Annotated in this window: 10 protein-coding genes and 1 rRNA gene; 10 read left to right on the top strand and 1 reads right to left on the bottom strand. The window is 72.0% G+C overall.

Going from position 1 to position 10,253, the window contains the following annotated elements; translation table 11 throughout:
* Positions 1 to 183 precede the first annotated feature (183 nt).
* Together rrf and F0U47_RS19865 are read left to right on the top strand one after the other, a co-directional pair.
* Positions 184 to 300: ribosomal RNA gene (rrf, locus tag F0U47_RS19870) — 5S ribosomal RNA — on the top strand.
* A gap of 184 nt (positions 301 to 484) precedes the next feature.
* Positions 485 to 907: a single-stranded DNA-binding protein gene (locus tag F0U47_RS19865; protein ID WP_149752227.1), complete on the top strand. Its 423-nt coding sequence runs from the start codon at positions 485 to 487 to the stop codon at positions 905 to 907.
* On the opposite strand, the gene F0U47_RS19860 is transcribed toward F0U47_RS19865, so the two are convergent.
* Entirely contained in the window at positions 867 to 2,006 is a 1,140-nt protein-coding gene (locus F0U47_RS19860; RefSeq protein ID WP_149752226.1) for a DUF1015 family protein, read from the bottom strand. The two genes, F0U47_RS19865 and F0U47_RS19860, sit on opposite strands and share 41 nt — an antisense overlap.
* A 48-nt stretch (positions 2,007 to 2,054) precedes the next feature.
* Between F0U47_RS19860 and F0U47_RS19855 the strand changes: the two genes are divergently transcribed.
* From F0U47_RS19855 to ald, 8 genes are read left to right on the top strand one after another with little or no spacing between them, the layout of a single operon-like run.
* Positions 2,055 to 3,068: an HAD-IIA family hydrolase gene (locus F0U47_RS19855; RefSeq protein WP_246159712.1), complete on the top strand. Its 1,014-nt coding sequence runs from the start codon at positions 2,055 to 2,057 to the stop codon at positions 3,066 to 3,068.
* Positions 3,069 to 3,078: 10 nt separating this feature from the next.
* A complete protein-coding gene (locus F0U47_RS19850; protein WP_149752225.1) occupies positions 3,079 to 3,264 on the top strand; it encodes a hypothetical protein in 186 nt (61 codons plus the stop codon).
* Positions 3,265 to 3,267: 3 nt separating this feature from the next.
* A complete protein-coding gene (locus F0U47_RS19845) occupies positions 3,268 to 4,089 on the top strand; it encodes a TlyA family RNA methyltransferase (protein ID WP_149752224.1) in 822 nt (273 codons plus the stop codon).
* A gap of 31 nt (positions 4,090 to 4,120) precedes the next feature.
* Positions 4,121 to 5,092, top strand: coding sequence for an NAD kinase (locus F0U47_RS19840; protein ID WP_149752234.1), 972 nt, complete (start codon positions 4,121 to 4,123; stop codon positions 5,090 to 5,092).
* Positions 5,092 to 6,840, top strand: a complete 1,749-nt coding sequence (gene recN, locus F0U47_RS19835) for a DNA repair protein RecN (RefSeq protein ID WP_149752223.1) — start codon at positions 5,092 to 5,094, stop codon at positions 6,838 to 6,840. Before F0U47_RS19840 ends, recN begins: the two co-directional genes overlap by 1 nt.
* Before the next feature lie 20 nt (positions 6,841 to 6,860).
* The gene (gene pyrG / locus F0U47_RS19830) at positions 6,861 to 8,558 is read left to right on the top strand and encodes a CTP synthase (RefSeq protein WP_149752222.1); all 1,698 of its coding nucleotides are present in this window, start codon (positions 6,861 to 6,863) and stop codon (positions 8,556 to 8,558) included.
* Complete coding sequence (locus F0U47_RS19825) at positions 8,555 to 9,139, top strand: NUDIX domain-containing protein (protein ID WP_149752221.1); 585 nt, start codon at positions 8,555 to 8,557, stop codon at positions 9,137 to 9,139. The genes pyrG and F0U47_RS19825 overlap by 4 nt, the downstream gene beginning before the upstream one ends.
* On the top strand, positions 9,136 to 10,251 hold the full coding sequence (ald, locus tag F0U47_RS19820; protein WP_149752220.1) for an alanine dehydrogenase: 1,116 nt from the start codon (positions 9,136 to 9,138) through the stop codon (positions 10,249 to 10,251). The genes F0U47_RS19825 and ald overlap by 4 nt, the downstream gene beginning before the upstream one ends.
* Positions 10,252 to 10,253 lie beyond the last annotated feature (2 nt).

The following is a 10,253-nucleotide window of genomic DNA, read 5'->3' as shown; positions in this document are numbered from 1 at the left end:
ACCCCCAACACAACCAACAAACGTTGGCACGTGCACCAGGGTCACTGTGTCCAGGCAATGACAACACACAACAACAACGACGACACCGTCACACCGCAAACAACGCGTCCACAATCCAACCCCACCCACCCCACACCCCCACCAAGGGCGGCCACGGGACCGGGCAACAGGGGTTCATAAAGTTACGGCGGCCATAGCGACAGGGAAACACCCGGACCCATCCCGAACCCGGAAGTTAAGCCTGCCAGCGCCGATGGTACTGCAACCGCGAGGCTGTGGGAGAGTAGGACGCCGCCGGACATACATTCGCCAACGGGCTATCAGTTCTCTGATAGCCCGTTCGGCGTTTTTGCCCCTTTCCGCCGCATTCGGGGGCCGCTTCTCGTCCACAGACCGCCCGAGTGCCGGCTTCCTCCACAGGCGTCCGCCCTGGAATGTCCCGGTGTCGGCCCTCCGCCCTTTGCTGGGGCCAAGGAGGTGCCGGATGAGCACGAAGAGCAGGGCCAAGGACAAGGCCAAAGGTGAGGCCAAAGGTGAGGCCAAGGACGGTGAGCGTGGCAACGAGGCGGTCAACGAGGTGCGCCTCGAGGGGACCGTCTCGGGCGACCCCCAGGTGCGGGTGATGCCCAGCGGCGACGAGCTGTGCGTGGTGCGGGTCGTCGTCCCGCGAGCGTCGAAGCGGCTGCGATCGGACGGTCGCAGCGGACCCAGCGTCGACGTCCTCGACTGCTGCGCCTGGGACGCGCGGCCTCGCCGCGCGCTGGCGAGCTGGCGGACGGGGGACCGTGTCGAGGTGCGGGGCTCGCTGCGCCGCCGGTTCTACCGGGTGGGCGGTGGGCCGCCGATCTCGCGCGTCGAGGTGGAGATCAGCTCGGCTCGGCTGCTGCGTCGCGCAGCGAGCGGATGAGGACGCCGAGGCTCGGCTTGGGCTGGAACGACGTGGCCTTCTCCGGGAGCAGGCGGTCGTCCTCGGCGATGCGCTGCACGAGGTCGACCGAGGGGGCAGGCATGAGCACCGCGATCGTCGAGCGGGGGTCGGCCGCTGCCAGCGCGTCGTCGACGCTGTGGTGGTACCCGATGTTGGCGGGACCGTGCGGGAGAGCCGGCACGAGCTGGCCGTGGAGGATCTCGACGGCCGCCCGGTCGATCGGGACGTCGAGGTCCACGACGATCCATTCCTCGCCGTCGGTGGCAGCGAGCCTGCTGGGGCCGAGCGCGGCCACTGCCTCGATCTGGGTCAGGGTCCGGCTGGGCATGCCGAGGCTCTCCGCAGCGCTGCGCAGGTCGTCGAGCGAGGTGCCGGTCAGGCTGCGGTGGATGGGACCGAGGAACAACGGCGTCGTCGACTGGTCCACGAGCATCGCCAGGCCGAGGTCGCACGCACCCCCCGGCTCGCGGCGCTGAAGGCGCAGGTAGGCGGCGTACCGGTGGTGGCCGTCGGCGATGAGCGCCCGGCTGTCCTGGAGCTCGTCGGCGATCTCGGAGAGCAGCGCCGGGTCGCGGATCGCCCAGATCCGGTGCTGCTGGTCTGATCGGTCGGTGAACTCGTGCGCCGGCGGCTCGGCAGCGACGCCGGCCACGAGCGTGGCCAGGCGGGCGGTGCCGTTGTGGACGAGGAGGATCGGAGCCGGGTTGAGGCCCATCTCGGCCATCCGGTCCGCCAGGTCGTCGGCCTGCGCGGGGTGGATCCCCTCGTGCGGGAGCACGGCCCTGTCCTCGGGCCGCGTCGCACGCCGAGAGACGTCGAGCGCACCGACGAGGCCTCGGATCGTGATCCCGGCGGCGCTGTACTCGTGGAGGTAGAGCGCCGGCGCGTCGTCGCGGCGGACCAGCCCCCTGGCCTGCCACCGCAGGAGCCGGGCGGCGACGCCGCGGTACGGCCGGGCGAAGGCGCGACCGGTCGACGGGTCCCCGACCCGGTGGGGAGCGAGCATCAGCCCGGGGAACGGGTGGAGCCTGAGCGGGCCGGCGACGTACGGCGGCGTCACCACCTGTCCTGGATCCATCAGGGCATCGTACGGAGGAACCGGTCGGCGACCTGAGAGGCTGGGCCGGTGTTGGCCGCATCGACCACCCCGCTGTCCGTCTCCTACGACCTCGCCATGCTGGACCTCGACGGTGTGGTCTACGTGGGGGAGCACGCCGTTCCCGGCGCCGCCGAGCACCTCCGTGCGACGAGGGCCGCGGGCATGCGCGTCGCCTTCATCACGAACAACGCCGCGCGGCCGCCGGAGACCGTCGCGAAGCACCTGACGGAGCTCGGGATCGCGGCCGAGCCGACCGACGTGGTGACCTCGGCCCAGGCGGCGGCGCGCCTGGCGCGCGACCGCTTCGGCGAGGGTGCCCCGATCGTCCGCCTGGGCGGGCCGGGGCTCGAGGCGGCGCTGCACGAGGCCGGGCTCGTGCCGGTCGGCGTCGAGGACCACGCGGTCGCCGTGGTCAGCGGCTACGGGCCCGACGTGCTGTGGCGCGACATCATGCGGGTCGCGGTGCGCGTGCGGGACGGGCTGCCGTGGCTGGCGACCAACGCGGACGGGACGATCCCGACGGCGTTCGGCGTGGCCCCCGGCCACGGCGTCCTGGTCGAGACCCTCACCCGGTTCACCGGCGTGACCCCGGTCGTGGCCGGGAAGCCGGAGCGACCCCTGCTGGAGGAGACGGTACGACGCGTGGGCGGTGCCCGACCGCTCATGATCGGCGACCGGCTCGACACCGACATCGAGGGCGCCCGCAACGCGCAGGTCGACTCCTTGCTGGTGATGACCGGGGTGACGGGCCTGGAGGCCCTGGTGGCGGCGCAACGGCACCACCGCCCGACGTTCCTCTCCGCGGACCTCACCGGCCTCCTCGAGGCTCACCCCGAGCCCGTCCGCGACGGCGACGGCTGGGCCGTCGACGGCTGGCGGGCGACCGTGCGGGACGGACGGCTGAGCGTGTCGGGCGAAGGGGCGCTCGACGACTGGTGGCGGGCGGTCGCGGCCGCGGCGTGGTCTCACCTGGACGCGGAGGGGTCGGTGGCCGACATCACCGGACTGGGGGTCCCCGACGCCGGGACCGCCGGACGGTAACCTCGCTGTCATGACCGAGGAACCTGTGGCCGCGGCCCCGTCGAGCCTGGTCCCGGCGCCGACGGGCATCGCCTCCATCGACACCGTGCTCGATCTCGTCGCGGGGCTCGACGCCCGGCCGCTCGAGGAGCACCCGGCGGTCTTCGAGACCGCGCACCAGCAGCTGCGGCAGGCCCTGGACGAGACGCCGGAGTAGCGGGTGCCGCCGCGCCGACTCCGGCTCGACGCGGAGCTGGTCCGTCGCGGGCTCGCCCCCTCGCGGGAGCGCGCCGCGCAGCTCATCACCGACGGCCGGGTCAAGGTGTCCGGGGCCACCGCGACCAAGGCGGCGACCGGGGTCACGACGGATGTCGCGATCGTCGTCCTCGAGGGTGAGCACGGCCCGGACTACGTCTCGCGGGGCGCCCACAAGCTGGCCGGCGCCCTCGCGGCCTTCGGGCCGGCGGGCCTGGTCGTGAGCGGCCGGCGCTGCCTCGACGCCGGCGCGTCGACAGGCGGGTTCACCGACGTCCTGCTGCGCGCAGGCGCGGCCGAGGTGGTCGCGGTCGACGTGGGCTACGGCCAGCTCGACTGGTCGCTCCGGCAGGACCCCCGGGTGGTGGTCCACGACCGGCAGAACGTGCGCGCGCTCACCCCGGAGATCATCGGCGGCCCGGTGGACCTCGTGGTCGGCGACCTGTCGTTCATCTCGCTGGCGCTCGTGCTCGACGCGCTGCTCGGTGTCACCAGGCCGGACGGCGACCTGGCGCTGATGGTGAAGCCGCAGTTCGAGGTGGGGAAGGACCGCGTCGGCAAGGGCGGCGTCGTCCGCGACCCGGGGCTCCGGGCGGAGGCGGTGCTCGGCGTCGCCGCGGGTGCGGCGGAGCGGGGCTGGGGTGTGCACGGGGTGACCGTGAGCCCGCTGCCGGGGCCGTCCGGCAACGTGGAGTTCTTCCTGTGGCTCCGGCAGGGCGAGGCGACGGTGGATATGGACGAGATCACCGAAGTCGTGCGACGCGGCACCGGGACGGACCCTTCATGACGGTGGGATAGGACAGACTGAGGGCGTGACCATGTCAGCGGGGTACTCCTCCGAGAGCCAGCGTCGGGTGCTGGTGCTCGCGCACACACGTCGCAGCGAGGCGCGTGACGTCGCTCGCGCGTTCGTCAAGGAGCTGAGCGCCCACGGGATCGTGGTCCGACTGCTCCGAAGCGAGGCCGCCGACCTGGAGGTCGACCCGACCGCCTTCGACCCGGCTGTCGAGCTGACCGACTCCGAGACCGACGCCAGCCGCGGCTGTGAGCTGACCGTGGTGATCGGCGGCGACGGCAGCATCCTGCGGGCGGCCGAGGTCACCCACAAGCGGCTGACCCCGGTGCTCGGCGTGAACCTCGGCCACGTGGGCTTCCTCGCGGAGGCGGAGCACGAGGACGTCGCCGCGACGATCGAGGCGATCGTCGCCCAGCGCTACACGACCGAGGACCGGCTCACCCTCGACGTGCGCGCCTTCCACGACGGCAAGCTGGTCTACTCGACGTTCGCGGTCAACGAGGCGAGCGTCGAGAAGGCCGCACGTGAGCGGATGCTCGAGGTCGTCGTCGAGATCGACGACCGGCCGCTCTCACGATGGGGTTGCGACGGGGTCGTCTGTGCGACGCCGACCGGCTCGACGGCCTACAACTTCAGTGCGGGCGGGCCGATCGTGTGGCCCCAGGTCGAGGCGCTGTGCATCGTCCCGCTCAGTGCCCACGCGCTCTTCGCGCGCCCGATGGTGGTGGCGCCGTCGTCGGTGATCGCGATCGAGGTGCTCGCCGGCAACCAGGGCGCGGGGGTGCTGTGGTGCGACGGCCGGCGCAGCGTCGACCTACCCCCGGGCGCCCGGATCGAGGTGAGCCGGGGGCTCCGTCCGGTCCGGCTCGTCCGGCTGCACCAGGCGCCGTTCGCCGACCGGCTGGTGGCGAAGTTCGGGCTCTCGGTCGAGGGCTGGCGCGGCAGCGCTGAGAAGCGCCGCGAGCAACGGGGCGCCGCCGAGGACGACCACTGATGATCGAAGAGCTCCGGATCAGCTCGCTCGGCGTCATCGACTCATCCACGCTCGAGCTCGGACCCGGCTTTACCGTCGTGACCGGCGAGACGGGCGCCGGCAAGACGATGGTCGTCACCGCGCTCGGCCTGCTGCTCGGTGGCCGCGCCGACAGCGGCGCGGTGCGGATGGGTGCGAAGCAGGCCCGCGTCGAGGGCGTCGTCCGGGTCGATGGCGTGGCCGGGCTCGCCGTCGCCGTCGAGGACGCCGGGGGAGAGGTCGAGGACGACCAGGTCGTCCTCGCTCGCAATGTGAGCGCCGAGGGCCGGTCTCGTGCCTACGTCGGCGGTGCCGGCGTGCCCGTGGCGACGCTGGCCGAGGTCGCGGAGCCGCTGGTGGCCGTCCACGGGCAGTCCGACCAGCACCGGCTGCTCAAGGCCTCGACACAGCGCGCCGCGCTCGACATGTACGGCGGAACGGCCGTGGCCTCGCCGCTCCAGCGCTACGCCGAGCTCCACGACCGCCTGGTCGCCACCGAGCGCGAGCTCGCCGAGGTGGTGGCCTCCGCCCGCGAGCGGGCGCGGGAGGCGGACCTGCTGCGGTTCGGTGTCGAGGAGATCGCGGCCGTCGCGCCGCAGCCCGGAGAGGACCTCGAGCTGGCTGCCGAGGAGGCACGGCTCGGCCACGCGGACACCCTGCGCACGGCTGCCGAGCAGGCCCGTGAGGCGCTGTCGAGCGACCAGGGCTCGCCCGACGCTCTCGGTGCCGTGGCTGCGGCCCGGGGCCAGCTGGAAGGCGTCCGTGAGCACGACGAGGCGGCGGGTGAGCTGGCCGACCGGGTCGCGGAGGTGACCTACCTGCTGTCCGACCTCGCAGCAGACGTCGCGTCGTACGCCGCCGGGATCGACACCGACCCCGCCCGGCTCGCCGGGGTGTCGGAGCGCCGAGCGGCTCTGACCGGCCTGACCCGGAAGTACGGCGACAGCGTCGACGACGTGCTCGCCTGGGGAGCGACGGCCGAGGAGCGGCTGCTCGACCTCGAGGGGACCGACGAGACGATCGAGCGGCTGACCGAGGCGCGGGTCGCCCTGCGCGCGGAGCTCGCCGAGGTGGCGGAGACCCTGTCCGCGGCCCGACGTGACGCCGCCGACCGGCTGAGCACCGCGGTCAGCGACGAGCTCACGCTGCTGGCGATGCCGGACGCCCGCCTGACGATCCGTGTCGCTCCTCGCGAGGTCATGCCTCCCGCCGACGCCGCGCACCCGCCCACCGACGCCCTGCTCGTCGGCGATCGGTGGCTCCGGTTCCACCAGCACGGGGTCGACGAGATCGAGTTCCTGCTCGCTGCCAACACCGGCTCAGAGCCGCGCCCGCTGCACAAGGGGGCCTCCGGCGGCGAGCTGTCCCGGGTGATGCTGGCGGTCGAGGTGTGCCTGGCCGACACCAACCCGGTCCCGACGTTCGTCTTCGACGAGGTCGACTCGGGTGTCGGGGGAGCGGCGGCCGTCGAGATCGGCCGGCGGCTCTCGGCGCTCGCCCAGCACGCCCAGGTCCTGGTCGTGACCCACCTGCCGCAGGTGGCCGCGTTCGCCGACCGCCACGTGGTGGTGGAGAAGTCGTCCGACGGCTCGGTGACCAGCTCCGGCCTGACCACCCTCGACGACGCGGGGCGCGAGCAGGAGCTCTCCCGGATGCTCGCAGGACTCGCCGGATCCGACTCGGCCCTCGCCCATGCCCGTGAGCTGCTCCAGATGGCCCGAACTCCCTGATACGGTGGTATCCCGTGAAGATGGCGCCACCGAGTGGGACGACGAAGCATCTGTTCGTGACCGGAGGCGTCGCCTCCTCGCTCGGGAAGGGACTCACGGCCTCGAGCCTCGGTCGGCTGCTGCGTAGCCGCGGGTTGCGGGTGACCATGCAGAAGCTGGATCCCTACCTGAACGTCGATCCGGGCACCATGAACCCGTTCCAGCACGGCGAGGTGTTCGTCACCAACGACGGCGCCGAGACCGACCTCGACATCGGTCATTACGAGCGGTTCCTCGACACCGACCTCGGCCAGATCGCGAACGTGACGACCGGCCAGGTCTACTCCGAGGTGATCGCCAAGGAGCGCAAGGGCGAGTACCTCGGCGACACCGTGCAGGTGATCCCCCACATCACCAACGAGATCAAGGACCGCATCCTCGCGATGGGCCGGGGTGCCGAGCACGTCGACATCGTCATCACCGAGATCGGCGGCACGGTCGGCGACATCGAGTCCCTGCCGTTCCTCGAGGCGGCCCGGCAGGTGCGTCATGACATCGGTCGCGACAACTGCTTCTTCCTGCACGTCTCCCTGGTCCCCTACATCGGACCCTCCGGCGAGCTGAAGACCAAGCCCACCCAGCACTCCGTGGCCGCGCTGCGCCAGGTCGGCATCCAGCCGGACGCGGTCGTGTGCCGTGCCGACCGGGAGCTGCCCGACTCGATCAAGCGCAAGATCTCGCTGATGTGCGACGTCGACGAGGAGGCCGTGGTCACCGCGGCCGACGCGCCGTCGATCTACGACATCCCGAAGGTGCTCCACCGAGAGGGGCTCGACGCCTACGTCGTACGCCGCCTCAACCTGCCGTTCCGCGACGTCGACTGGACCGACTGGGACGACCTGCTCCGCCGGGTGCACCACCCGAAGGAGGAGGTGGTGGTCGCCCTCGTCGGCAAGTACGTCGACCTCCACGACGCCTACCTGTCGGTCGCCGAGGCGCTGCGCGCCGGCGGGTTCGCGCACGAGACGAAGGTCGACCTGCGCTGGATCCCGTCCGACGAGTGCGAGACGCCGACGGGCGCTGCCCGTCACCTCCAGGACGTCGACGCCGTGTGCATCCCGGGTGGCTTCGGCGTCCGGGGCCTGGAGGGCAAGGTCGGGGCGCTCACCTATGCCCGCACCCACGGCATCCCGACCCTGGGCCTGTGCCTGGGCCTGCAGTGCATGGTCATCGAGTACAGCCGCAGCGTGCTCGGCCTCCAGAAGGCCGACTCCACCGAGTTCGACCCGGAGACGCCCGAGCCGGTGATCGCGACGATGGAGGAGCAGAAGGAGATCGTCGGCGGCGACGGCGACCTGGGCGGCACGATGCGGCTCGGCCTCTACGCCGCGCGGCTGGCGGAGGGCTCCGTCGTGGCCGAGGCGTACGGCGAGCACGTGATCCACGAGCGGCACCGCCACCGCTACGAGGTCAACAACGCCTACCGCGACAAGCTCGAGGACGCCGGCCTGGTCTTCTCCGGGGTCAACCCCGAGCTCGACCTGGTCGAGTTCGTCGAGCTTCCGCGCGACGTGCACCCCTACTACGTGGCCACCCAGGCCCACCCCGAGCTGCGGTCGCGGCCGACCCGGCCGCACCCGCTGTTCGCCGGGCTGGTCGGCGCCGCGCTGGACCGCCAGCGCGAGCTGCGGATCCCGATCGACGAGTCGCACCTCCACCCCGAGCCCGCTCCGGAATGACCCTCGCCGACTCGCCCGGCAGCTGGCCGGTGGTCGACTCGACCGACCTCTACCGCGACGGCTGGGTGGTCGCCCTGCGCCGGGACCGGATCCACCCGCCCGGTGACCACGACGAGCCGTTCGAGCGGCTGGTGGTCGAGCACCCCGGCGCGGTGATGGTGCTTGCGGTGGACGAGCGCGACGAGATCGAGCACGTGTGCCTGATCCGGCAGTACCGCCACGCGGGGCGTGCGACGTTCGTCGAGCTCCCGGCCGGGATCTGCGACGTCGAGGGGGAGCCGCCGGTCGAGACCGCCAAGCGGGAGCTGCGTGAGGAGGTCTCGCTGGAGGCGGCCGAGTGGACCCACCTGGTGACGACGTACCCCTCCGTCGGGATCACCAGCGAACGCCAGTTCTTCTACCTCGCACGCGGGTTGCGCGAGGTCGAGACCGACTACGTCCTGGAGCACGAGGAGGCGCACCTGGAGGTCTTCTGGGCGCCGTTCGACGAGCTCCTCGCCGCCGTGCTCGAAGGCCGCGTCACCGAGGGCCCCGTCGCCATCGCGACGCTGGCGTACGCCGTTATACAGTCGCGGACGTGAGAGTCGGCGTACCCAAGGAAGTCAAGAACCACGAGTACCGGGTCGCGATCACGCCGATCGGCGTGAACGAGCTGGTCGCCCACGGCCACGAGGTCGTCATCGAGGCTCGGGCCGGGGCGGGCTCCGGGATCCCGGACGCGGAGTACGTCGCAGCCGGGGCCAGGATGCTGCCGACCGCCGACGACGTGTGGGATGCGGCGGAGATGGTGCTGAAGGTCAAGGAGCCGATCGCCGAGGAGTACCACCGGATGCGGGAGGGGCAGGTCCTGTTCACCTACCTGCACCTGGCTGCGGACAAGGCGCTGACCGAGGAGCTGATCGCCCGCAAGGTCACCGGCATCGCCTATGAGACCGTCCAGCTGCCCTCGGGTGGGCTGCCGCTGCTCTACCCGATGTCGGAGGTGGCGGGCTGTCTCGCGCCCCAGGTGGGGGCGCACTCGCTGCTGAAGGCCCAGGGCGGCCGGGGGGTGCTGCTCGGCGGTGTCGGTGGGGTCGCGAACGCGAAGGTGGTGGTGATCGGCGCCGGCGTCGCGGGCCAGAATGCGGCCAACATCGCGCTCGGGATGGGTGCGGACGTGACGTTGCTGGACACCGACCTGGACAAGCTGCGGATGTCGTTCTGGCGCTACAACAACCGGGTGCACGGGCTGGCGTCGTCGAAGCTGGCGATCGAGGAGCAGGTCAAGCAGGCCGACCTGGTGATCGGCGCGGTGCTGATCCCCGGGGCCGCGGCGCCGAAGCTGGTCTCCAACGACCTGGTCGCGCAGATGAAGCCGGGCTCGGTGCTGGTCGACATCGCAGTCGACCAGGGTGGCTGCTTCGAGGACACCCGGCCCACCACCCACGCCGATCCGACGTTCCCGGTGCACAACTCGATCTTCTACTGCGTGGCGAACATGCCCGGCGCGGTGCCGAACACCTCGACCTACGCGCTGACCAACGCGACCCTGCCGTATGCGGTGGCGTTGGCCGACAAGGGCTGGCAGCGTGCCTGCCGCGAGGACCACTCCCTCGCGCTCGGCCTCAACACCCACGCCGGCCAGCTCACCAACGCCCCCGTCGGCGAGGCCGTCGGCATCGAGGCCGTGGCGCTCGCCGACGCGATCGCCTGACT

Source organism: Nocardioides antri, from assembly GCF_008373765.1.
In the GTDB taxonomy this organism is placed as follows: domain Bacteria; phylum Actinomycetota; class Actinomycetes; order Propionibacteriales; family Nocardioidaceae; genus Nocardioides; species Nocardioides antri.
This window is presented reverse-complemented; position numbering and strand designations above follow the sequence as displayed.